Annotated in this window: 20 protein-coding genes; 8 read left to right on the top strand and 12 right to left on the bottom strand. The window is 62.1% G+C overall.

The window, feature by feature from the left end; all coding sequences use genetic code 11:
- Positions 1-34 precede the first annotated feature (34 nt).
- From IE038_RS01625 to IE038_RS01640, 4 genes are all read left to right on the top strand, one after another.
- Positions 35-436, top strand: a complete 402-nt coding sequence (locus IE038_RS01625; RefSeq protein WP_189395004.1) for an RNA-binding S4 domain-containing protein — start codon at positions 35-37, stop codon at positions 434-436.
- A gap of 252 nt (positions 437-688) precedes the next feature.
- On the top strand, positions 689-1591 hold the full coding sequence (gene hslO / locus IE038_RS01630; protein WP_163937761.1) for an Hsp33 family molecular chaperone HslO: 903 nt from the start codon (positions 689-691) through the stop codon (positions 1589-1591).
- A 179-nt stretch (positions 1592-1770) separates the two neighbouring features.
- Positions 1771-3315 (top strand): phosphoenolpyruvate carboxykinase, encoded by a 1545-nt coding sequence (locus IE038_RS01635; protein WP_163937759.1) that lies wholly within the window; start codon positions 1771-1773, stop codon positions 3313-3315.
- 191 nt (positions 3316-3506) lie between these two features.
- Positions 3507-3938 carry an acyl-CoA thioesterase gene (locus tag IE038_RS01640; RefSeq protein ID WP_189395005.1) on the top strand — a complete coding sequence of 144 codons (432 nt, stop codon included), beginning with the start codon at positions 3507-3509 and terminating at the stop codon, positions 3936-3938.
- Positions 3939-4325: 387 nt separating this feature from the next.
- On the opposite strand, the gene IE038_RS01645 is transcribed toward IE038_RS01640, so the two are convergent.
- The 5 genes from IE038_RS01645 to yrfG form a co-directional block, all read right to left on the bottom strand.
- Positions 4326-4814 carry a glycine zipper domain-containing protein gene (locus IE038_RS01645; protein ID WP_189395006.1) on the bottom strand — a complete coding sequence of 163 codons (489 nt, stop codon included), beginning with the start codon at positions 4812-4814 and terminating at the stop codon, positions 4326-4328.
- 205 nt (positions 4815-5019) lie between these two features.
- Positions 5020-7356, bottom strand: a complete 2337-nt coding sequence (locus tag IE038_RS01650; protein WP_189395007.1) for an FdhF/YdeP family oxidoreductase — start codon at positions 7354-7356, stop codon at positions 5020-5022.
- Positions 7353-8186 carry a formate dehydrogenase accessory sulfurtransferase FdhD gene (gene fdhD, locus IE038_RS01655; RefSeq protein ID WP_163932157.1) on the bottom strand — a complete coding sequence of 278 codons (834 nt, stop codon included), beginning with the start codon at positions 8184-8186 and terminating at the stop codon, positions 7353-7355. Before fdhD ends, IE038_RS01650 begins: the two co-directional genes overlap by 4 nt.
- 94 nt (positions 8187-8280) lie before the next feature.
- Positions 8281-9168, bottom strand: coding sequence for a LysR family transcriptional regulator (locus IE038_RS01660; RefSeq protein WP_163932160.1), 888 nt, complete (start codon positions 9166-9168; stop codon positions 8281-8283).
- A 36-nt stretch (positions 9169-9204) separates the two neighbouring features.
- Positions 9205-9870, bottom strand: a complete 666-nt coding sequence (gene yrfG, locus IE038_RS01665) for a GMP/IMP nucleotidase (protein WP_163932163.1) — start codon at positions 9868-9870, stop codon at positions 9205-9207.
- An 80-nt stretch (positions 9871-9950) separates the two neighbouring features.
- Between yrfG and nudE the strand changes: the two genes are divergently transcribed.
- Together nudE and cysQ are read left to right on the top strand one after the other, a co-directional pair.
- On the top strand, positions 9951-10517 hold the full coding sequence (gene nudE, locus IE038_RS01670) for an ADP compounds hydrolase NudE (protein WP_065761083.1): 567 nt from the start codon (positions 9951-9953) through the stop codon (positions 10515-10517).
- Between the two features lie 5 nt (positions 10518-10522).
- Entirely contained in the window at positions 10523-11350 is an 828-nt protein-coding gene (cysQ, locus tag IE038_RS01675) for a 3'(2'),5'-bisphosphate nucleotidase CysQ (protein WP_189395029.1), read from the top strand.
- Here the strand turns inward: cysQ and IE038_RS01680 are convergent.
- From IE038_RS01680 to rfbB, 7 genes are read right to left on the bottom strand one after another with little or no spacing between them, the layout of a single operon-like run.
- Entirely contained in the window at positions 11339-11794 is a 456-nt protein-coding gene (locus IE038_RS01680) for a YiiD C-terminal domain-containing protein (protein WP_189395008.1), read from the bottom strand. The genes cysQ and IE038_RS01680 overlap by 12 nt on opposite strands.
- The gene (locus IE038_RS01685) at positions 11791-13206 is read right to left on the bottom strand and encodes a sigma-54-dependent transcriptional regulator (protein ID WP_189395009.1); all 1416 of its coding nucleotides are present in this window, start codon (positions 13204-13206) and stop codon (positions 11791-11793) included. Before IE038_RS01685 ends, IE038_RS01680 begins: the two co-directional genes overlap by 4 nt.
- Positions 13203-15017 carry a sensor histidine kinase gene (locus IE038_RS01690; protein ID WP_163932166.1) on the bottom strand — a complete coding sequence of 605 codons (1815 nt, stop codon included), beginning with the start codon at positions 15015-15017 and terminating at the stop codon, positions 13203-13205. Before IE038_RS01690 ends, IE038_RS01685 begins: the two co-directional genes overlap by 4 nt.
- A 35-nt stretch (positions 15018-15052) precedes the next feature.
- Positions 15053-15928 (bottom strand): dTDP-4-dehydrorhamnose reductase, encoded by an 876-nt coding sequence (rfbD, locus tag IE038_RS01695; protein ID WP_163932169.1) that lies wholly within the window; start codon positions 15926-15928, stop codon positions 15053-15055.
- Positions 15925-16470 (bottom strand): dTDP-4-dehydrorhamnose 3,5-epimerase, encoded by a 546-nt coding sequence (gene rfbC / locus IE038_RS01700; protein WP_163932172.1) that lies wholly within the window; start codon positions 16468-16470, stop codon positions 15925-15927. Before rfbC ends, rfbD begins: the two co-directional genes overlap by 4 nt.
- Positions 16461-17342 (bottom strand): glucose-1-phosphate thymidylyltransferase RfbA, encoded by an 882-nt coding sequence (gene rfbA, locus IE038_RS01705; RefSeq protein WP_163932174.1) that lies wholly within the window; start codon positions 17340-17342, stop codon positions 16461-16463. The genes rfbC and rfbA overlap by 10 nt, the downstream gene beginning before the upstream one ends.
- A complete protein-coding gene (gene rfbB, locus IE038_RS01710) occupies positions 17339-18421 on the bottom strand; it encodes a dTDP-glucose 4,6-dehydratase (RefSeq protein ID WP_189395010.1) in 1083 nt (360 codons plus the stop codon). Before rfbB ends, rfbA begins: the two co-directional genes overlap by 4 nt.
- Positions 18422-18617: 196 nt before the next feature.
- Between rfbB and IE038_RS01715 the strand changes: the two genes are divergently transcribed.
- A complete protein-coding gene (locus tag IE038_RS01715; protein WP_167523949.1) occupies positions 18618-21518 on the top strand; it encodes an aminotransferase in 2901 nt (966 codons plus the stop codon).
- Between the two features lie 239 nt (positions 21519-21757).
- Entirely contained in the window at positions 21758-22636 is an 879-nt protein-coding gene (aguB, locus tag IE038_RS01720; protein WP_163932177.1) for an N-carbamoylputrescine amidase, read from the top strand.
- Positions 22637-22644 lie beyond the last annotated feature (8 nt).

A 22644-nucleotide genomic window follows, 5' to 3' on the forward strand; every position in this document is an offset into this window, starting at 1 on the left:
CAGTTCCATTGCAGATTAGGAGGGAGGAAACGAGATGGCACAAAAGCCTGAAGATGACGACAAGGTCCGCCTGGACAAATGGCTGTGGGCGGCACGCTTCTACAAGACCCGTGCACTGGCCAAGGCGGCCATCGAAAGTGGCAAGGTGCATTGCCGGGGCGAGCGTTGCAAGCCAGGCAAGGAGCCGCGGGTGGGCGATGAGTTTGTCTTGCGCACGGGGTTTGACGAGCGAACGATCGTGGTCAAGGCTCTGTCGGTGGTGCGCCGCGGCGCGCCTGAGGCCCAGGCCCTGTATGAGGAAACTGCGCAGAGTATTGCCCGCCGTGAGCAGGCGGCGGCCCTGCGCAAGGCCGGCGCGCTGGGGGTGACCACCGACGGGCGGCCCACCAAGAAGCAGCGTCGCCAGCTCCATCAGTTTCACGACGCTTCCAACTAGGCCTTTTGGGCGACCGGCATTGCCACTCGTCGAAAGGCCTGCGAAGGCGCTGGTCAAAAGGCTGCCGCCGGAAACAGAGTAGACAAGGGTGTGAGGTATCGGTGTGCACCTGTCCTGCTTCGCTTGGAACAGTGGCCGATTGCCCATAAAATAATCGGTCACGCAGTACACCCTGGCACCCGCAGGTGCCCTGAAGGGGTCCTAGATGGCCCATCCCAATTATTTTGTCATCCTCTTAGAAAGCCAGAACCCATGCACGATTTGCCGGATACCGACTACACCCAACGCTTCATCTTCGACGAAAGCGATGTTCGCGGTGAAATGGTCGCACTCGAGCGTAGTTACGCCGAAGTATTGGCCAAGCACACCTATCCCGAGCCTGTCGCGCTGCTGCTCGGGGAACTGATGGCGGCGGCGGCGTTGCTGGTCGGCACGCTGAAGTTCGATGGGCTGCTGATTCTGCAGGCGCGCTCCGAAGGCCCGGTTCCGCTGCTGATGATCGAGTGTTCGAGCGAGCGCGATATTCGCGGCCTGGCTCATTACCATGCTGACCAGATAAGCGACACGGCGACGCTGAACGAGCTGATGCCCAACGGTGTACTTGCCCTGACAGTCGACCCGGCCAACGGCCAGCGTTATCAGGGCCTGGTGGATCTCGACGGGGAGGACCTGTCGCAGTGCTTCACCAACTACTTCGTCATGTCCCAGCAGGTCGGCACGCGCTTCTGGCTCAAGGCCGATGGCAAGCGCGCCCGGGGCATGTTGCTTCAACAGCTGCCTGCCGATCGCCAGAAAGATGAAGACGATCGCGCCGCCAGCTGGCAGCACGTCACGGCGCTGGCCAGCACCCTGACGGCTGAAGAACTGCTCAGCCTGAGTAACGAAACCCTCCTTCATCGCCTCTACCACGAAGAAGCCGTGCGCCTGTTCGATATCCAGCCGCTGCGTTTCCGTTGCAGCTGCTCGCGCGAACGCTCGGGGAATGCGCTGGTCAGCCTTGGCCAGGAAGATGCCCAGCAGTTGGTGGTCGAGCATGGCGGCCATATCGAGATCGATTGCCAGTTCTGCAACGAACGCTACCTGTTCGATGCCAGCGATGTGGCGCAATTGTTCGTGGGCGCGGGCGTTGAGTCGCCGTCAGATACTCGTCACTGAAACGTTTAACTTCAGGTAAAAGTCCTGTCGAACGGCGGAAAAGCGCCGTTCTGACAGGAGGGCTCTACTTTTTTTGGGCGTTTCTGGCATAATCCGGCCACTTTTTTCGCTGTAGTAGTTTAAAAAGTTCTACTACAAAACGTTTGGAGCACTCGGCCTCAGGCCGGATGGGGAATCTCATGACGCAAGCCAACAACGCCGTGTACACCGATCTGAGTGTCGACGAGCTGGTACAAGAAGCCCTGAACCGCGGTGAAGGTGAGCTGGCCGATACTGGCGCCCTCGTCGTGAAAACCGGTCACCGCACCGGTCGTTCGCCGGTTGACCGTTTCATCGTAGAAGAACCAACCACTCAGGACGCCATTGCCTGGGGCCCGATCAACCGCAAGTTCCCGGCCGACAAGTTCGATGCCCTGTGGAACCGCGTCGAGGCCTACGTCAACGAGCGTGAGCGTTTCGTTTCCCATGTGCATGTCGGCTCCGACGAAGCACACTACCTGGCGGTCAAGATGACCACCGAGACGGCGTGGCACAATCTGTTTGGCCGCTGCCTGTTCATCAATCCGGAAACCTACAACCCGGGCGCCAAGCAGGAATGGCAGATCATCAACGCGCCGAACTTCGTCTGCGAGCCAGAGCGTGATGGCACCAACTCCGACGGCACCGTGATCATCAACTTCGCCGCCAAGAAGGTACTGATCGCTGGCATGCGTTACGCCGGCGAGATGAAGAAAGCGATGTTCTCGGTACAGAACTTCCTGCTGCCAGCGGCCGACGTGCTGCCAATGCACTGCGCGGCCAACATGGGCGAAGAGGGCGACGTGACCCTGTTCTTCGGCCTGTCCGGCACCGGTAAAACCACCCTGTCGGCTGACGAAAGCCGTTACCTGATCGGTGACGACGAGCACGGCTGGGGTGAAGGCGTGGTGTTCAACATCGAAGGCGGTTGCTATGCCAAGTGCATCGACCTGTCCGAGAAGAACGAGCCGGTCATCTGGAAAGCGATCCAGCACGGTGCTGTTCTGGAGAACGTGGTCATCGACCCGGTCACCAAGAAAGCCGACTACGCAGACGACAGCCTGACTCAGAACAGCCGTGCGGCCTATCCGCGTGAGCTGATCGAGAAGCGCGCACCGAAAAACCTCGGTGGCGAGCCAAACGCCGTCATCTTCCTGACCTGCGACCTGACCGGCGTACTGCCGCCAGTATCGATCCTCAGCGAAGAGCAGGCTGCCTACCACTTCCTGTCGGGTTACACCGCGCTGGTTGGCTCCACCGAAATGGGTTCGGGTTCCGGCATCAAGTCGACCTTCTCCACCTGCTTCGGCGCACCGTTCTTCCCGCGTCCGGCTGGCGAATATGCCGAGCTGCTGATCAAGCGTATCCGCGGCTTCGACTCCAAGGTCTACCTGGTCAACACTGGCTGGACCGGTGGTGGCTACGGTGTCGGCAAGCGCTTCAACATCCCGACTACCCGTGCGGTGATCGCAGCGATCCAGAGCGGCGCTCTGATCGGTGCTGAAACCGAACACCTGGACATCATCAACCTGGACGTGCCGAAGGCCGTTGCAGGCGTCGAAACCGTTCTGCTCAACCCACGCAACACCTGGGCTGACAAAGCGGCTTACGATGAGGCAGCCAAAGGCCTGGCCAAGCTGTTCATCGAGAACTTCAAGAAGTTCGACGTTTCCGATGCCATCAAGAACGCCGGCCCACAACTGTAAGTTGTCGCCAGCGTACTGAAGAACCCCCGCTTTTTAGCGGGGGTTTGTTTTTTTAGGCCCAAAACATTCTGGCGTTGATCCCAGTGAGACGTTGGCGCGCCAGCGGTGCAGGCCCGGGTACTCACTGACACCGCGCCGACGCCATCGCAGGCAAGCCTGCATCCCACAGAGTGCGCATCAGGAGAGACGGTATGTCCGAGACGATCCAGCGTCAGCATTACCATCATTTTTATCCTGTCCAGACACGCTGGCAGGACACGGATGCACAGGGTCATATTGCCGGTGCCATGGTCTATGCGTTCTTTGACAGTGCGTTGCAGGCGTATTTGATCGAGCGTGCCGAACTGGACCCGCAAGACGGAGAAGTGGTGGGTTTTGTCGTGAGCTCGTCCTGCGATTTTTTCGCCTCGGCGGTGTTTCCCGAAACGCTGGAAGTCGGCCTGCGCGTGAGTCGCCTGGCCGGCAGTAGCGTCGAATATGCCGTGGCATTGTTCAAGGCCGATGAGGCACAGGCCTGTGCTGCAGGACGTCTGGTGCAGGTGTTCGTCGAACGTGCGACGGGCAACCCGGCAAGCCTGCCAAAACGCCTGCAGGAGGCCTTGCAGGCGCTCCAACAGGCTTAGTCGTTCAAGCGAATGATGCCCTCGCGCACGGCAAACAGCACCAGGCCCGGTTCGTCGTGAATGTGCAGGCGGACGATGCGGGCGATAATGCTCGGTTTCAGTTGTTTGGGCAGCGTTTTGCCTGATCTGAGGACGTTGGATGATAGCGGTCAGCCCGGTGAGCCCACATCAGGACTCCCCTTGAGCCGTTGGTATCAGGCAAGGTCGGTACAGCAGTCTGTACGGCGGGAGGGTGTATTTCGGCAGGTCTGTCAGTGTTCTGCAACGCACCCGGAGCGTGCGCTCCGGGTGGATGCCAGCGGTTCGCCAGGGTGGTGAACCGTTAGGTATTTGGCTTAAGCCAGTGACGTGATGACCGCGGGCTTTCAGGTCGCTGTCGCGGTGCTATCAGTCGTCATCGTGCCAGCGACGATAGTGCTTGCGGTGGCCGTAGTGATGGCCACGGTCATGGTAGTAACGACGGTCGTCGTAGTCGCGGCCGCGGTAACCACGTCCACGGTAGTCTTCTTCATCGGCTTCTTTGCCCATGTGGTTACCCAGTGCGCCACCGACACCGCCACCAGCGGCTGCGCCGATCAGGCTGCCTGTGGTGCCGCCCATGCTGCGGCCGACGACGTTACCGCCAGCGGCGCCCAGTGCGCCACCGATGGCCGCTTCGCCACGGCTGTGCTTGTTCGCGCCGACAGCACCGCCTGCTGCGCCGCCGAGGCCTGCACCGATTGCAGAGCCGGTACTGCCGCCAATCGACTGGCCGACGACCGAGCCCAATACCCCACCCAATGCGCCGCCAATACCGGCTTCGGTGGTGCCGCCTGCCGAGGCAACGCCACTGAGCAGGCCGAGGGACAACAAGAGAATCGAGGAGTACTTCTTCATCTAAGAGAGCCTCAGAGGGATGACGAGGCGATCCTGAGGCTCGGAGAGGGGGCTGGCAACGGGAATCCGACGAGTAACACGACTTGTGCACAAATCGCTAACTTACTGTTTTTTAGCTGAAACTTTCTCGAATTTCGCGTGTCTGAGCTACTTCGGGAAAGGCCCTGGCAGTGGTGTCAGGGCCTTTTTTGTGGGCAGAAACCGGTTAGATGATTCGTGCCGTTTCGCTGGCTGCGAGCAGTTTGATCGCGATGAATTTCGAGGTGGGCGTATGGCTGTCATCGCCGACGCTTTCCAGCGGCACCAATGGATTCACCTCGGGGTAATAGGCCGCTGCCTGCCCGGCAGGAATGTCGAAGGCGAGCAGGGTGAAGTCTTTGACTCGACGCTCACGGTCATCGCTCCAGAGCGACACGATATCCACCTTTTGCCCCGGACGAAAGCCCAGGCGAATGATGTCGGCCTCGTTGGCAAACAACACATCGCGTTGGCCTTTGACGCCACGGTAGCGGTCGTCCAGGCCATAGATCGTGGTGTTGTACTGATCGTGGGAGCGCATCGACTGCATGATCAGGTCCGGTACCTGGCCACTGGCACGTACACGCTCGTGCAGCAGATCATCAGGCAGGGCGTTGGCCTTGAAGTTGGCCTTGCCACTGGCAGTACTCCATTGACGCTGACTGGCGCTGTTGCCCAGGTAAAAGCCGCCGGGGCGTGCCAGGCGCTGGTTGAAATCCTCAAACCCAGGAAGGGTCTGGCTGATCAGGTCGCGGATGCGCGCGTAATCGGCCACCAGCCAGTGCCAGTCCACCGGTTGCGCACCGAGGGTAGCGGCGGCGATACCCGCGATGATTGCAGGCTCTGAGCGCATCTGCCGCGACAACGGCTGCAGTTGCCCATTGGAGGCATGCACCATGCTGAACGAATCTTCCACCGTGACCGCCTGGGCGCCTTCGGCTTGCAGGTCGATGTCGGTGCGGCCCAGGCATGGCAGGATCAGTGCGTCCTTGCCGTGGATCAGGTGGCTGCGGTTGAGCTTGGTGCTGATCTGCACGGTCAGTGCGCAGTTGCGCAGGGCTTGGGCAGTGCGTTCGCTGTCCGGGGTGGCCTGGGCGAAGTTGCCGCCCAGCCCGATAAATACCTTGGCCTGACCAGCAAGCATCGCACCGATGGCCTCGACGGTGTTGTGGCCATTGTGCCGAGGCACCTTGAAGCCGAAGCGCTTTTCCAGCGCGTCGAGCAAGGCCACCGGTGGGCGTTCATTGATGCCCATGGTGCGGTCGCCCTGTACGTTGCTATGGCCACGGACCGGGCACAGGCCAGCGCCTGGCACACCCACGTTGCCGCGCAGCAACATCAGGTTGGCGATTTCCTGAATGGTTGCCACTGAATGTCGGTGCTGCGTGATGCCCATGGCCCAGCACATGATGACCTTGCCAGCCTTGCGGTACATCTGCGCAGCCTGTTCGATCTCGGCAAGGCTCAGGCCCGACTGTGCGACGATCTGCTCCCAGGGCGTGGCCTCGACCATTGCCAGGTAATCGTCGACACCCGCGCTGTGTTGGGCGATGAACGCGTGGTCGAACACGGCCGGCGCACCACTGGCCTGGGCTTCGCGTTCCCACTGCAGCAGGTACTTGGCCATGCCGCGCAGTACCGCCATGTCGCCGCCGAGTGCCGGGCGAAAGTACGCTGTGTTGGTCGGGCGGTCACCGTTGGTAAGCATCTCCAAGGGGTGCTGCGGGTGCTGGAAGCGTTCCAGGCCACGCTCCTTGAGCGGGTTGATGCAGATCACCTGGGCGCCCCGCTTGACCGCTTCACGCAGTGGTTCAAGCATCCGTGGATGGTTAGTGCCGGGGTTCTGGCCCCAGACGAAGATCGCCTCGGCATGTTCGAAGTCGTCGAACGTCACGGTGCCTTTGCCGACGCCGACACTTTGCCCCAGTGCCACACCGCTGGCTTCGTGGCACATGTTCGAGCAGTCTGGAAAGTTGTTGGTGCCATAGGCGCGTACGAACAACTGGTAGATAAACGCGGCTTCGTTGCTGGCGCGGCCCGAGGTGTAGAACTCGGCCTGATCCGGACTTGCCAGGTTCTTCAGGTGTCGGGCGATCAGGGCGAAAGCGGCCTCCCAACTGATCGGCTGGTAGCGGTCGGTGGTAGGGTCGTAGCTCATCGGCTCGGTGAGCCGGCCCTGGTATTCAAGCCAGTAATCGCTTTGCTGCAGCAGCGAGGTGACGCTGTAGCGGGCGAAGAACGCAGCATCGACCCGGCGTTTGGTCGCTTCCCAGTTCACCGCCTTGGCGCCGTTCTCGCAGAACTTGACCATGCCGCTTTCCGGCGAGTCGCCCCAGGCACAGCCCGGGCAGTCCAAGCCGCCATTCTGGTTGGTCTTGAGCAGCGCACGAATGTTCTTCAGCGCGTTGTCACTGCCAATCCAGGCTTGGGCTACGCTGCGTAACGCACCCCAGCCACCCGCGGCGCCGCGGTAAGGCTTGTAGCGTGGAGCAGGTTTCTGGTCGGCTTGATGAGGCAGGTTCACGTTCGGCTCTCCCGCGCAGGGCTGTATACCCGCGGCGCACTACGTTGTGGCAGATGAATAAGGTTGAGGTTGTGTTGGCGGGCCCATTGCAGGGCCAGGCCGGTCGGTGCAGACAAGCTGACCAGGGTCTGGATACCAGCACGCAGCACCTTCTGGATCAGCTCCAGGCTGCAGCGGCTGGTGACGATGGCCAGGCCACCCTGGGTGTCGATGCGTTGGCGTACAAGGGCCCCGATCAGTTTGTCGAGGGCGTTGTGCCGGCCAATATCTTCGCGGCCCAACAGCAGCTCGCCGTCAGCATCCATGAACAACGCGGCGTGCACTGCGCCGCAGTGTTGGCCCAGGGGCTGGAAGGCACTGATGCGCTGGCGCAGGTCGGTCAGCCAGGCGGCCGGTGGCAACGGTGCGCCAGGCAGTACATTGAGTTCGGGCAGCGCCTGCTCCAGTGCTTCGACCCCGCACAGGCCGCAGCCGCTGGTGCCGGCCAGTTGTCGACGTTGATTCTTGAGGTTCCAGAACGCCCGGCTGGCGATCTCCACCTCCGCGTGCAGGGCCGAGCCGCTGCCGCTGAGCGTGATGTCATAAATCTCACTGGCGTCGGCGATGCCGCTGCCAATGCTGAAGCCAACGATGAAGTCTTCAAGGTCGGTGGGGCTGACCAGCATGACCGCCTGGCTGATGCCGTTATAGGCAATCGCCAGTGCCACTTCCTCGGCCAGTGCGGTATAGGTCGGCGGGCTGTCTTCGAGGTCGTGGAACGCGTAGTCGTTGCTGGCCGCTGGCGTTACCAGCTCAGTGGTCGCCGTGCAGGTGGGGCGTTTTAGGGTCATGGCACACGTACCGGCGGCTGATCAGTCTTAAGCCTAGGCTTGTGCTCAGGTATCGTCTAATCGCTAATACTGATGCCGTGATAGAGCGGGTCGATCAAGCCTCGTCCCGTAGGTGGCGGTACTCGCTGAAGCAGGCTTCGGCCAGGGCCGAGCGTGGTGCGCTGCGGCGCATGATCAGGCCCAGCGGTGCCAGGGTATTGGCCTGCTCGATGGGTTGCAGGCGCAGGCGCTCGGTCAAGGCCTCCAGGCCGGTAGCCAGCGGCATGATCGCGCAACACAGGCCGCCATTCACCGCTTGTACCAGTTGATGGACCGCATCGGTTTGCAACAGGGGTTGCGGGTTCAGGCCACGGCTGTGGAAATTGTGGTCGATCGACTGGCGAAAGTGCATGCCAGCAGTGAGCAGGCCCAAAGGCAGCTCGGTCAATGCCTGCCAACTGAGTGGCTGCTCGTCGAAGCTGAAGTGCGCCGGGTCATACAGCAGGCCCATGCGGGTTTCACCCAGTGCCAGGGACTCGAAACGTTCGTTATCCAGGCGCTCCAGGTATGACACACCAAGGTCAAGCCGGTTACTCGCCAACTGTTCAAGAATCTGTTCGGAGCTCAGCGCGCTCAGTTCAAAGCACAACTGTGGATGCTGGCTGTGCAGGCGCTGCAGCAGTGGCAGCGGATCGAAGCTCGACAGAGGCACCACGCCCAGGCGCAACGTGCCGACCAGATGCCCACGGCAGGCAGCCGCTTCGGCGTACAAGCCGTCGTAGGCGGCCAGCACCGAACGGGACCAGGCCAGCACCCGCTCACCCTGGGCGGTGAACCCTTCGAAGCGTTGGCCACGATTGACCAGGGCCAGACCCAGTTCCTGCTCCAGGTTGCGCAGGCGCATCGACAGGGTTGGCTGGGTTACGTGGCACAATGCGGCCGCTTGGCCGAAGTGGCGGGTTTCATCCAGGGCGATCAGGAATTTCAGCTGTTTGATGTCCATCGGCGCTCCTCCATGGCTCAGGGCAGGCGAGGCATTCTAACCGAGCCCTTCGAGCAACGTCCGATAGTCGTCCAGCGCAGCGAACTCTTGGGTGTCTCGCGGGCCTTTGCGGCTGTCGGGCTGGCGTACCGCAAGCAGGTGTGCAACCCCAAAGGCCCGGGCGCTGCGCAGGATCGCCAGGGTGTCGTCAATGAACAGGCTGCGTGCCGGGTCGAAGTTGATGTCGGCCTGCAGGGCGTTCCAGAACTGCGCATCTTCCTTGGGGAAACCGTAGTCGTGGGAACTGATCAGACGCTCGAAATAGGGCGCCAGTGCCACCCGCTCCAGCTTCACCGAGAGCGAGTCGCGGTGGGCGTTGGTGATCAGCACCACTCGCTTGCCGGCATCGCGGACGGCCGCGAGGAACACGTCGGCGTCCGGGCGCAGGGCGATCAGGTCGGCGGTTTCCAGCTTCAGTTCGCGAATCGGCAGGTTCAGCTCGGCGCTCCAGAAGTCCAGGCAGTACCAGTTCAGCGAGCCGGCGTTCTTTTCAAACAGCGGCTGCAGTTCCAGTTCGGCCATGGCCCGGCTCACGCCATGCAGTTCGGCATAGCGCTGTGGCAGGTGTTCCAGCCAGAAGTGGTTGTCGTAGTGCAGGTCGAGCAGGGTCCCGTCCATATCGAGTAGAACGGTATCGATGTCGCTCCAGTTCAGGGCAGGCATGAAAGATTCTCGGTCAGTCGGGCGCAGAGGCCGGGCAAGCCACGGTATAGTACCGCGTTCACGCCAAGGAGCCGCCACCCATGCGCCAGAAACCCACAGTCCTTGCTCGCGAGATTGTCGCCAGCAGCCGTCTATTTCGTGTCGAAGCGGTGCAACTGCGCTTTGCCAACGGTGCCGAGCGCACCTATGAGCGATTAGTCGGGCGTGGCAATGGTTATGGGGCGGTGATGATCGTGGCGATGCTCGATGCCGAACACGCGGTGTTGGTTGAGGAATACTGCGGCGGCACCGACGAGTACGAGTTGTCGTTGCCCAAGGGGCTGATCGAGCCGGGTGAAGATGTGTTGGCGGCTGCCGACCGTGAGCTCAAGGAGGAGGCCGGCTTCGGTGCCCGGCAACTGGAGCACCTGACCGAACTGTCGTTGTCGCCGGGCTACATGAGCCAGAAAATCCAGGTGGTGCTGGCCAGCGACCTCTATGAAGAGCGCCTTGAAGGCGATGAGCCAGAACCGATGCGGGTCGACAAGGTCAACCTGCGAGATCTGGCCTCGCTGGCACAACATCCGCAGTTTTCCGAAGGGCGAGCGCTGGCGGCGCTGTACCTGGCGCGTGACCTGCTGACCCAGCGCGGAGTGTTTGTCCCATGAGCGAGTTGAATCTGAACGCGTTGATGACGGAGGTCGTCGACCTGGCCCGCCGTGCAGGCGATGCCATTCTGCCGTTCTGGCGGGTCAATGTGGCGGTGACGGCCAAAGCCGATGCCTCGCCGGTGACGGCTGCGGATATGGCCGCGCACCAGGTGATTGCCAGTGGCCTGCAGGCGCTGGCCCCGGATATTCCGGTGCTGTCCGAAGAGGATTGCGATATTCCCTTGAGCGAACGTCAGACCTGGCAGCGCTGGTGGCTGGTCGACCCGCTGGACGGTACCAAGGAGTTCATTGCAGGCAGCGAGGAATTCACCGTCAACATCGCACTGATCGAACAGGGCCACGTGCTGTTCGGTGTGGTTGCCATGCCGACCAGTGGCCGCTGCTATTTCGGTGGTAAAGGGCTTGGGGCCTGGCGTGCCGAGCGCGGTGGCGAGATACAGCCCATTCAGGTTCGTCTGGCACCGCCAGCGGGCGAAAGCTTTACCGTGGTCGCCAGTCGCCGTCATACCAGCCCACAGCAGGAGCACTTGTTGGCCGGTCTCAGCGGCACGCTGGGCGACTTGCAACTGGCCAATATCGGCAGTTCGCTGAAGTTCTGTCTGCTGGCTGAAGGCAGCGCCGATTGTTACCCACGTCTGGCACCGACCTCGCAGTGGGATACCGCGGCAGCCCAGGGTGTGCTGGAAGGCGCCGGTGGTGAAGTGCTGGGCCTGGATGGTCAGGTGTTCAGCTACCCGCCGCGTGAATCGTTACTCAATGCGTTTTTCTTGGCGTTGCCGGCCGCTGCGGCGTGGCGCAACGACCTGCTCAAGCTCGCCTCAGCGATGTAGCACGTACTGCCCGCTGAAGCGCACGGCATCCTCTTCGCTGCCGGCGTTGCGCACCTGAGTATTCAGGTTCAGGCGGGCCCGGCCATAGCGCTGGTACGTGGCGATGAACTTGTTCCAGACCTTCTCATCGGGGGCCTCGCATTGAGCGATGGCCGCACCGGTGACGGGCAGCGGATAGTTGATCTGGCCTTCCTGAATGACGATGTGACCGTCGTCGATACCGGCCTCGCGCAGGCGCATGTGCAGCCAGCCCCAACCGACCAGCACGGCAGCGCAGTACAGGCTGCCGCCGAACATGGTGCTCTTGTGATTGACGTTGGCTGCCAAGGGCAACTGCAGGCGCAGGCGCTGTGGCTGCCAATCAAGTACCTGCAAGCCCATTTCCCGGGTGAGGGGAATGTCGTTGTGCAGGAGGGCTTCCAGGTACTGGTTGTCGGTGGTCACGGGCGGTTCTCCTCAAGATCATCAGTGCCGCTGCTGTGGCTGTCGGCGAAATTCAGGCCATGCTTGCGCAACTTGTCGTGCAGGGTTTTGCGCGGGATGCCCAGGGCCTCGGCCAGGCTGCGCAGTGAGCTGTGTGAACGGGCCAGTTCGGCGGCGATCAGCGAGCGCTCGAAATACTCGACCTGATCACTCAGATTACCGCTGCCCGGTGTCGGCTCGGCTGCCAGCGGTTCGCTGGGGTTGTTGCCGTCCAGGGCCAATTCCAGACCCAGGGCGAAGCGCTCTGCCGCGTTCTGCAGTTCGCGCACATTGCCTGGCCAGTCATGGCGCATGAGCAGGGTACGTTGCGCGGGTTGCAGGGTATGGCCGGGCAGGCCGTGGCGTTGGCTGGCCGCATCGGCAAAATGCTGGAACAGCAGCAAGATGTCTTCACCCCGTTCGCGCAGGGGCGGAATACGCAGCGGCGCGACGTTCAGGCGGTAGTACAGGTCAGCGCGGAAGCGGCCCTGATCGGCAGCCTGGCGAAGGTCTTCCTTGGTGGCAGCGATGATGCGGATGTCCAGCGGGATCAGCTGGTTGCCGCCCAGGCGCTCGACCACACGCTCTTGCAGCAGGCGCAGCAACTTGACCTGAACATCCAGGCTCATGCTTTCGATCTCGTCGAGGAACAACGTGCCGCCGTTGGCGAACTCGAACTTGCCGATGCGGCGTTTCTGCGCCCCGGTGAAGGCCCCGGGCTCATGGCCAAACAGTTCGCTCTCGACCACCGACTCCGCCAGTGCGCCGGCGTTGATGGCCACGAACGGGCCATCGCGGCGGCTCGACAGGTCGTGCAGGGCACGCGCGACCACTTCCTTGCCTGCGCCGGTTTCGCCGAGAATCAACACGTCGGCCCGGGTCGGGGCCAGCGCGCCAATCTGCTCACGCAGGCGCAGCATCGGGGCCGATTGCCCGACCAGCCGTGTGCTCAGCGCCTGGCGATCGCTCAGGGCCATGCGCAGGCTGCGGTTGTCCAGTACCAGGCGGCGCAAGGCCAAGGCCCGGCGCACGCTGTCGAGCAAGGCGTCGCTGGCGAAAGGTTTCTCGAGAAAGTCGTAGGCCCCGGCACGCATGGCTTGCACGGCCAATGGCACATCACCGTGACCGGTGATCAACAGCACGGGCAGCTCCGGATCCTGCCCATGCAGCTGTTCGAGCAACTGGAGGCCATCGATGCCAGGCATGCGAATATCGCTCACCACCACACCCGGCCAATCGGCTTCGATGCGTCGGGCCAGGCCCTGGGCGTCGCTCAGGGGCATGACCTTGAGACCGGCGAGGTCGAGGGTCTGGCTCAGCGCCTGACGCAGGTGCGGATCGTCATCGACCAGAATCACCTGTGTACGGCTATCGATGAGCGGCTCGGTCGTCATGCCGATGGGTCCTCCGAGGTTTGCAGGTTGGCGCCGGGTTTGGCCACGCGCAGTTTCAGGGTCAGCAGCGCGCCACCCTCCGGGTGATTGGCCAGCAGCAGTTCGCCACCGAGCGCACGCATCAAGGTATCGCAGATCGCCAGCCCCAGGCCAAGGCCCTGAGTGCGGGTCTTGGTCGTGAAAAACGGTTCGCGGGCACGCGCCATGGCCTCGCTACTGAAGCCCGGGCCGTTGTCGCGAATGTACAGGTAGACGTTGTCGTCCTTGCGTTCGGCACTTAACCACAGTTTGCGTGGGTTGGCCTTCTCGGTCAGGGCATCGAGGGCGTTGGCCAGCAGGTTGCCGAGCACCTGGCGCAAGCGGGTTTCACCAGCCTGTACCCAGAGTGTGGCCTCTGGCAGGTCGCGCACCAGTTCCACCGCCATTGCCCGCCGCCGTTTGGCCAGCAGGGCCAGGGCATCGTCCAGGGCCGGTTGCAGGGCCACGCTTTCGGGGGCGTGGCGGTCACGCCGGGCAAATGCGCGCAGATGGGCGATGATCGAGGCCATGCGGCCGGTCAGTTCGCCGATCAGTTTCAGGTTGCTGCGAGCGTCTTCGGTGCGCTGATGGTCCAGCAGGATTTCCGCGTTCTCGGCATAACTGCGTATGGCCGCCAGCGGCTGATTGAGTTCGTGGCTGATGCTCGCGGACATCGTGCCGAGTACCGACAGTTTGCCGGCCTGGACCAGTTCATCCTGTGCGCGAACCAGTTCCTGTTGGGCCTGCTCGCGCTCCAGCACTTCGTTTTTCAGCCGGCTGTTCAGGCCTTCAAGGTCGGCGGTTCGCTCGATAACCCGTTGCTCCAGCTCCTGGCGGGCGCGCGCTTCAAAGTCGATACGGTCCATGTAGTGACGCCGCCGCTGCATGATCAGCCCGAGCAGCAACATCAACACCAGCAGTGTGGCGCCACCGATGGCCAGCACGGTGCTTACCGAGCGGTCGATCAGGGTTCGCGGGGCAAGAATGCTCACCTGCCAGCCGGTTTCCTCGATCGTCCGGGTCTGGATCAGCCAGGCTTTGGGATCGAGGTTCAGCGGTTTGGGCGTCAGCGTCGGGTAGGGTTGGATCGCGGCAATTGCAGCGCGTTCGGCATCGGTCAGCGGCCGGGTGGCGCGGAAACGCCAGTCGGGGCGAGAGGTGAGGATCACTACGCCATTCTGGTCGGTCAGCAGCAGTTGTTCCGGGGTTTTACCCCAGAGGGTTTCGGTGTGATCCAGGTCGACCTTGACCACCAGCGCACCGATCACTCGTTCGCCGTCATGTACGGCGCCGGCAAAGAAGTAGCCGCGTTTGGCCGAAGTGGTGCCCTGGCCGAAAAAGCGCCCCAGGCGTCCGGCAAGGGCATCGCTGAAGTAGGGGCGGAAGGCAAAGTTACGGCCGATGAACGTGTCGCGTTTGTCCCAGTTGGAGGCCGCCAGGGTATTGCCATTGGTGTCCATCAGGTACATCACTTCGGCACCGGTCTGGGCGCTGATGTCCTTGAGCAGGCGATTGGCGTTGGTCAGGGTTTCCAGGCGCATCGGGTCTTTGAGCACGGCACGCAAGGCCGGCAGGTCGCCGAGGATCTGCGGCAGGGTTTCATAGCGGTGCAGGGTGCCCAGCAAGTTGGCCACGTACAGATCGAGGGTCTGACGATTTTGCCCGGCCAACTCGTCCTGATAGTAACGCTCGGCCAGGTGTTGCAGCGGCCATAGCAGTGGAGCGAGGAACAAGGCCACGATGGCCAGGCTGCGCCAGCGTGGGCGACGGGGAACGGTCGGGGTCATGGTCATTGCAAATGCGCCAATGGAATCAGGCGCATTATGCGCTACTTCAGGCAGTCGATCAGTGCCTGCCGCCAGTCTGGCTGGCTGACGTGCCATTGCTGTTGCAGGCGGCTGCAGTCCAGGCGCGAGTTGAGTGGGCGCTGTGCCGGAGTCGGGTACTCGCTGGAAGGGATCGGCAGCAGTCGGGCGCAGGATTTGCCCTGGGCCTGAAGGTGTTCGGCAATGGCCTGGGCAAAGCCGAACCAGGACGTTTCGCCTTGCGCCGTCAGGTGATAGGTACCCCAGTCGCCTGCCTGACCGGCCTGCCAGCGCTCGATCAGGGCGCGGGTGCTGCGGGCGATGGTGCCGGCCCAGGTCGGCGCGCCAATCTGGTCGGCCACCACGCGCAATTCGGGCTTTTCCTGCAGCAAACGCTGCATGGTCAGCAGGAAGTTGCGCCCGTGCCGGGAGAACACCCAACTGGTGCGCAGGATCAAGTGCTGGCAGGCGGTGACGCGGATCGCCTCTTCCCCAGCCAGCTTGCTGCGTCCGTAGACGCTCAGCGGGTTGGGCGTGTCGTCTTCCGTGTAGGGCGTGGCCTTGTGACCATCGAAGACATAGTCGGTGGAGTAGTGAATCAACGGGATGCCCAGGCGGGCGGCTTCTTCGGCGAACACCCCGGGGGCCTGGGCGTTGATCGCAAAGGCCAGGTCGGGCTCGGCTTCCGCCTGATCGACTGCGGTGTGGGCGGCTGCGTTGATGATCAGGTCTGGCGCCAGTGCGCGTACCTGCTGACGGATCTGCGCCGGGTGGGCCAGATCGAGTGCATCGCGCCCCAGCACGTGCAGGGTGCCGAGTGGGGCCAACTGCAGTTGCAGTTCGCGAGCGACCTGCCCGTGCTGGCCACTGATCAGAATGTTCAGCGGTGCCTCTGTCATGGGAACACTTGCGCCTCTTTCAGTGTTTTACCGACCTGGTCCTTGGCCGACAACAGCGGGGCCTGTTGCAGTTGCCAGTCGATGGCCAGCTCGGGGTCGTCCCAGCGAATGCAACGTTCGGCGGCCGGGTTGTAGTAGTCGGTGGTCTTGTAGAGGAACTCGGCGCTGTCGCTCAGCACTACGAAACCGTGGGCGAAGCCTTGCGGTATCCACAATTGGCGCTGGTTCTCGGCCGACAAATGTACTGATACCCAGCGGCCGAAGGTCGGCGAGCTGCGGCGGACATCTACGCACACGTCGAGTATTTCGCCCTGAACCACCCGCACCAGTTTGCCCTGGGGGTTTTCCAGTTGGTAATGCAGGCCGCGCAGTACGCCGCGCTGCGAGCGGGAATGGTTGTCCTGAACGAAGGTCGTGGTAACCCCCGTCAGTGCCTCGAAGGTGCGGGCATTGAAGCTCTCGTAGAAAAAACCACGGGCATCACCGAACACCTTTGGTTCGAGGATCAGCACGTCGGGCAGCTCAGTAGCGATTACTTCCATCGGTTCTCTCGGGTCAAACTGTAGAGGTACTGGCCGTAGCCAGTCTTGCCAAAAGCCTTGGCACGTTCGAGCAGGTGTTCCTCATCAATCCAGCCTTGCTGGAAGGCGATCTCTTCCAGACAGGCCACTTTCAAGCCTTGGCGGTGTTCAATGGTCTGCACGTATTGCGAGGCATCCAGCAGGCTGTCATGGGTGCCGGTATCGAGCCAGGCAAAGCCACGGCCGAAACGCTCTACGCGCAAGTCGCCACGCTTGAGGTACGCGTTGTTGACGTCAGTGATTTCCAGCTCGCCGCGTGCCGAAGGGGTAATGCCCTTGGCGATCTCGATCACGTCATTGTCGTAAAAGTACAGGCCGGTCACTGCATAGTTGGACTTGGGGTGCGCAGGTTTTTCCTCGATCGACAGGGCCCGGCCTTCTTCGTTGTACTCGATCACACCGAAGCGCTCAGGGTCTTTGACCCAATAGCCAAATACCGTTGCGCCGCTACTGTGGCTGGCGGCACGTTGCAGTTGTTCGGTGAAACGCTGGCCGTGGAAAATATTGTCGCCGAGGATCAGGCACACCGAGTCGTTGCCAATGAACGACTCGCCAATCAGGAACGCCTGGGCCAGGCCGTCCGGCGAAGGCTGCTCGGCGTAGCTGAACTGGACGCCGAACTGGCTGCCGTCACCGAGCAACTGACGGTACTGCGGCAAGTCCTGTGGCGTGGAAATGATCAGGATTTCGCGGATGCCGGCCAGCATCAGTACCGAGATCGGGTAATAGATCATCGGTTTGTCGTAGATCGGCAGCAGCTGCTTGGAAAGCCCCAGGGTAATGGGGTGCAGACGAGTGCCGGAGCCGCCCGCCAGAACGATACCTTTAGTCATGCAATCAAGTCCTTGAAATCACTATTGCCCAGGCGTTGGCCTTGATAGCTGCCATCCTGGATATGTTGGCACCACTCCGGGTTGTCCAGGTACCACTGCACCGTCTTGCGCAGCCCGCTCTGGAAGGTTTCTGCCGGGGTCCAGCCCAGTTCACGCTGGATCTTGCTGGCGTCGATGGCGTAGCGCTGGTCATGCCCGGGACGGTCCTGGACGAAGCTGATCAGGTCGGCGTAGTGGTTCACGCCCGTCGGATGGTTTGGCGCCAGCTCTTCAAGCAGGGCGCAGATGCTGCGCACCACGTCGATGTTCTTCTGCTCATTGTGCCCGCCGATGTTGTAGGTCTCACCGACCTGACCGTCGCACAGTACCCGCAACAGGGCACGGGCATGGTCCTCGACGAACAGCCAGTCACGCACCTGCAGGCCATTGCCATAGACCGGCAGCGGCTTGCCGGCCAGGGCGTTGAGGATCGTCAGCGGGATAAGCTTTTCCGGGAACTGGAACGGCCCGTAGTTGTTCGAGCAGTTGCTGAGCAGTACCGGCAAGCCGTAGGTGCGATGCCAGGCGCGTACCAGGTGGTCCGAGGCCGCCTTGCTGGCCGAGTAGGGCGAACTGGGGGCGTACGGTGTGGTTTCAGTGAACAGGTCATCCACGCCATGCAGGTCGCCATACACCTCGTCGGTGGAGATGTGATGGAAACGGAAGGCCTCACGTTCGGCGGCGGGCAGTTTGGCCCAATAACCGCGAGCGGCTTCCAGCAGGTTGTAGGTACCGACAATGTTGGTTTCGATGAATGCGGCGGGGCCGTCAATGGAGCGGTCCACATGCGACTCGGCGGCCAGGTGCATGATTGCGTGCGGGGCAAAACGCGCCAGCACGGCATCAACCGTGGCGCGGTCAGCGATGTCGGCTTGAACGAACTCGTAGCGAGTATTGGTTGCGATGCTGCTCAGTGATTCCAGATTGCCGGCATAGGTGAGCTTGTCGAGGTTGAGCACTTCGTATGCGGTGGTCTCGATCAGATGGCGAATCAGGGCCGAACCGATAAATCCGGCACCGCCGGTAACAAGAATACGCATGTCGAATGGGCTTTCCTGGCTAATCGGGTATTGGTCGGGGGTTGTCTAGCGGGTATCTGGGCGCTAGAGGCAAGCAGAGTATGGCGATTGTCGACGTTAGAGGAAACGATATCCGGCACCGCCTTTTTTTCCACCTCCCTTGCTTATCGGCAGAAGCGGTGGCGATATAAGCAACAAAAAAAACGAGGCTTGCCGCATGCCGCTTACTACCCTTATCCACCGATCCAGCCTTCCACGCCCGGACGTCAGCGAATCACAGGCTCTGCAGTTGCTGCAGGAGCACTATGGGCTGACAGGCACAGTGCAGTCGCTGGGCAGTCAGCAGGACCTGAATTTTCGCGTCGACACCCCGCAAGGCCGTTACGTATTGAAGATTTGCCACGGTGATTACTCACCGGTCGAGTTGCAGGCACAGCACGCCGCCCTGGGTTACCTGCGCGAACGCTGGCTGCCGGTGCCTGGCGTAGTGCCGGCACGCAACGGCGAGCAACTGCTGGCCCTGACCCTGAATGACCAGCCACTGCGTGCCCGCCTGCTGGAATACATCGAAGGTCAGTCACTGACCCGCCTCAAGCGCCTGGAGCCACGGTTGATGGCTGAGCTGGGCGAGTTCTGTGCGCGCATCGACCATGCCTTGGCCGACTTCAGCCACCCGGGCCTTGCGCGCACCCTGCAATGGGACCCTCGACATGCCCCGGCACTGATCGAGCATTTGCTCCCGGTACTGGTCGAAGGGCCGCGCAAAGCGCGCGTGCAAGCGGCGGCCGCCGAAGCCTGGCAGTACCTGGCGCCGTTGCTTGAACATCTGCCGCAGCAAGCCGTTCATCTGGACATCACCGACGATAACACCGTGTGGCAGCGCGATGCCCAGCGCCACTGGACGTTGCAGGGGGTGATCGATTTTGGCGACTTGCTGCACACCTGGCGGATTGCCGACCTCTCGGTGACCTGCGCGGCGTTGCTGCACCATGCCGAAGGCGACCCCCTGCGGATACTGCCGGCCATTCAGGCGTATCAGGTGGTCAACCCGCTGACTGAAGCCGAGCTCAAGGCCCTGTGGCCGATGATCGTGGCCCGTGCTGCCGTACTGGTCTTGAGCGGTGAGCAGCAGCTCAGCGTCGATCCGGGCAATGCCTACAGCCGTGACAACCTGGCCCACGAGTGGGAAATCTTCGAGGTCGCCACCAGTGTGCCGTTCGCCTTGATGGAAACGGCGATCCTGCAGGCTGCAGGCCACGACCTGGCACCGCTGGGGTTGGTCAACACCACGCTGTTGATGCCCAGCCTTGACGGCAAACCGGTCACCCGCGTCGACCTTGGGGTACTCAGCGAACACTTCCAGGCCGGTAACTGGCAGCAGCCGGGTATCGACCAGCAGCTGCTGCGCGCGCAGAACGGACTGGCCTGCTCGCTGCATGGCCAATACCGGTTGTCGCGTACCCATATCGATAACCCGCAGGAGCCGGAAACCTGCGCCTTGCATGTCGAGCTTCAGGTGCCGTCAGGCACTGCCTTGCAGGCGCCGTTTGCCGGTGTCTGGCACGCGTCGGTGGCGGGCGGTGGCTGTCTGCAGGGCGAGCAGGTCAGCCTGTGGTTGTGGGGCGTGGTCGATGCCCCGGCTGATGGCCAGGCGCTCAAGCAGTGGGATGCGCTGGGGCAAAGCTGCGTCGGCCTGACGCTGCAGCTGTGCCGCGTACCGGGGCTGTGCCCGCCGCTGTTCGCCACGCCGTCACGTGCCCAGGCCTGGCTGGCGCTGTGCCCCTCGCCGCAACCGTTGCTGGGGTTTGCCTGCGAGGCGGAACCGCTGGCCGATGCCCAGGCCCTGCTTGAGCGTCGTGACGCCAGTTTCGCCCGTTCGCAGAAACACTACTACCAGCAACCGCCACAGATCGAGCGTGGCTGGCGCAACTACCTGATCGACATGCAGGGTCGCTCCTACCTGGACATGCTCAACAACGTTGCGGTGCTGGGTCATGGTCATCCGCGAATGGTTGCCGAGTCAGCGCGGCAGTGGTCGTTGCTCAACACCAACTCGCGCTTTCACTACGCGGCCATTGCCGAGTTCTCCGAGCGCTTGCTGGCGTTGGCGCCGGAGGGCATGGACCGGGTGTTCCTGGTCAACAGCGGCACCGAAGCCAACGACCTTGCGATCCGCCTGGCCTGGGCCTACAGCGGTGGCCGCGACATGCTCAGCGTACTGGAGGCCTACCACGGCTGGTCGGTCGCCACCGATGCGATTTCCACCTCCATTGCCGACAACCCGCAAGCCCTGACGACCCGCCCAGACTGGGTGCACCCGGTGATGGCGCCGAACACCTACCGTGGTGCCTACCGTGGGGAAGCGAGCACCGCCGATTATGTCCGCGATATCGATGCCACCCTTGAGCGCCTGACCGCGCAGAAGCGTCAGGTGGCGGGCTTCATCTGTGAGCCGGTGTACGGCAATGCGGGTGGTATCGCCTTGCCCCCGGGTTACCTGCAACAGGTCTACGGCAAGGTCCGGGCCTTGGGCGGCGCCTGTATCGCCGACGAGGTTCAGGTTGGCTATGGCCGTCTTGGCGAGTATTTCTGGGGCTTTGAGCAACAAGGCGTGGTGCCGGACATCATCACCATGGCCAAAGGCATGGGTAACGGCCACCCGTTGGGTGCGGTCATCACCCGTCGGGAAATCGCTGAAGCGCTGGAAGCCGAGGGCTACTTCTTCTCGTCTGCGGGCGGCAGCCCGGTCAGTTGCCGAATCGGCATGGCCGTGCTCGATGTCATGGGCGAAGAAGGCCTGTGGGACAACGCACGGACCGTCGGTGGGCACTTCAAGGCGCGGCTGCAGGCATTGGTCGATAAACATCCGCTTGTGGGCGCCGTGCACGGCTCCGGTTTCTACCTGGGCCTGGAACTGGTGCGCGACCGCAGCACGCTGGAGCCGGCCACCGAGGAAACCGCTGCACTGTGCGAGCGCTTGCGCGAACTGGGGATCTTCATGCAGCCAACCGGTGACTACCTGAACATCCTCAAGATCAAACCACCGATGTGCACCACCCGCGAAAGTGTGGACTTCTTCGTCGATAGTGTGGCGAAGGTGTTGTCGGAAGACCTTTAAACCCCCATTGGGCTGCTCCGCAGCCCATCGCAGGCAAGCCTCCCGCAGAGAATGCAGTGTCCTGCGGGAGCAGGCTTGCCTGCGATATGACCAACAGGGACAACACTGATTTAAATCGATTGTTATCGGTTTAAAAGGCATAAGTCATCCGTTTATTTTGGTTTTACGCCTTCCAAAGCCGATTTTTATCGGCTATAAAGTCCTCATTACTTGCCCAGCAACCCTTCGAGGACGTTTTCATGAGCCGCATCGTTACCGTCGCCGCCACCCAGATGGCCTGCTCCTGGGACCGCGACGCCAACATCGCCACTGCTGAGAAACTGGTACGCGAAGCCGCCGCCAAAGGTGCGCAGATCATCCTGATCCAGGAACTGTTCGAGACCCCGTACTTCTGCCAGAAGCCCAACGCCGACTACCTGCAACTGGCGACGACGGTTGAAACCAATGCCGCCATCCTCCATTTCCAGAAGCTGGCCAAGGAACTGCAAGTGGTACTGCCGATCAGCTTCTACGAGCTGGCCGGGCGGGCGCGTTTCAATAGCATCGCGATCATCGATGCCGACGGCCGCAACCTGGGCATCTACCGCAAGAGCCACATCCCGGATGGCCCGGGGTACCACGAAAAGTACTACTTCAACCCGGGCGATACCGGCTTCAAGGTCTGGAACACCCGCTACGCCAAGATCGGTGTCGGCATCTGCTGGGACCAGTGGTTCCCGGAGTGCGCACGCAGCATGGCCCTGCAAGGTGCGGAAATTCTGTTCTACCCCACCGCCATTGGTAGCGAACCGCATGACGCCAGCATCACCTCGCGTGATCACTGGCAGCGCGTGCAGCAAGGCCATGCCGGTGCCAACCTGATGCCGCTGGTCGCCAGCAACCGTATCGGCAAGGAAGAGCAGGACGGCTACGACATCACCTTCTATGGCTCGTCGTTCATCGCCAACGCGTTTGGTGAAAAGGTTGAAGAACTGAATGAAACCGAAGAGGGCGTGCTGGTGCATACTTTCGACCTGGACACGCTGGAGCATGTGCGCAGCGCCTGGGGCACCTTCCGTGACCGTCGACCGAACCTGTACGGTACGCTGAAGACCCTCGACGGTTCGCTGGAATCCTGACCACTTAT

This window comes from Pseudomonas laurentiana (assembly GCF_014648275.1).
Lineage (GTDB): Bacteria > Pseudomonadota > Gammaproteobacteria > Pseudomonadales > Pseudomonadaceae > Aquipseudomonas > Aquipseudomonas laurentiana.

Bases quoted from the DNA above. Each gene is read 5' to 3' on its own strand.
- IE038_RS01625 (WP_189395004.1), top strand. From the start codon at position 35: ATGGCACAAAAGCCTGAAGATGACGACAAGGTCCGCCTGGACAAATGG.
- hslO (WP_163937761.1), top strand. From the start codon at position 689: ATGCACGATTTGCCGGATACCGACTACACCCAACGCTTCATCTTCGAC.
- IE038_RS01635 (WP_163937759.1), top strand. From the start codon at position 1,771: ATGACGCAAGCCAACAACGCCGTGTACACCGATCTGAGTGTCGACGAG.
- IE038_RS01640 (WP_189395005.1), top strand. From the start codon at position 3,507: ATGTCCGAGACGATCCAGCGTCAGCATTACCATCATTTTTATCCTGTC.
- IE038_RS01645 (WP_189395006.1), bottom strand. From the start codon at position 4,814: ATGAAGAAGTACTCCTCGATTCTCTTGTTGTCCCTCGGCCTGCTCAGT.
- fdhD (WP_163932157.1), bottom strand. From the start codon at position 8,186: ATGACCCTAAAACGCCCCACCTGCACGGCGACCACTGAGCTGGTAACG.
- IE038_RS01660 (WP_163932160.1), bottom strand. From the start codon at position 9,168: ATGGACATCAAACAGCTGAAATTCCTGATCGCCCTGGATGAAACCCGC.
- yrfG (WP_163932163.1), bottom strand. From the start codon at position 9,870: ATGCCTGCCCTGAACTGGAGCGACATCGATACCGTTCTACTCGATATG.
- nudE (WP_065761083.1), top strand. From the start codon at position 9,951: ATGCGCCAGAAACCCACAGTCCTTGCTCGCGAGATTGTCGCCAGCAGC.
- IE038_RS01685 (WP_189395009.1), bottom strand. From the start codon at position 13,206: ATGACGACCGAGCCGCTCATCGATAGCCGTACACAGGTGATTCTGGTC.
- IE038_RS01690 (WP_163932166.1), bottom strand. From the start codon at position 15,017: ATGACCATGACCCCGACCGTTCCCCGTCGCCCACGCTGGCGCAGCCTG.
- rfbD (WP_163932169.1), bottom strand. From the start codon at position 15,928: ATGACAGAGGCACCGCTGAACATTCTGATCAGTGGCCAGCACGGGCAG.
- rfbC (WP_163932172.1), bottom strand. From the start codon at position 16,470: ATGGAAGTAATCGCTACTGAGCTGCCCGACGTGCTGATCCTCGAACCA.
- rfbA (WP_163932174.1), bottom strand. From the start codon at position 17,342: ATGACTAAAGGTATCGTTCTGGCGGGCGGCTCCGGCACTCGTCTGCAC.
- rfbB (WP_189395010.1), bottom strand. From the start codon at position 18,421: ATGCGTATTCTTGTTACCGGCGGTGCCGGATTTATCGGTTCGGCCCTG.
- IE038_RS01715 (WP_167523949.1), top strand. From the start codon at position 18,618: ATGCCGCTTACTACCCTTATCCACCGATCCAGCCTTCCACGCCCGGAC.
- aguB (WP_163932177.1), top strand. From the start codon at position 21,758: ATGAGCCGCATCGTTACCGTCGCCGCCACCCAGATGGCCTGCTCCTGG.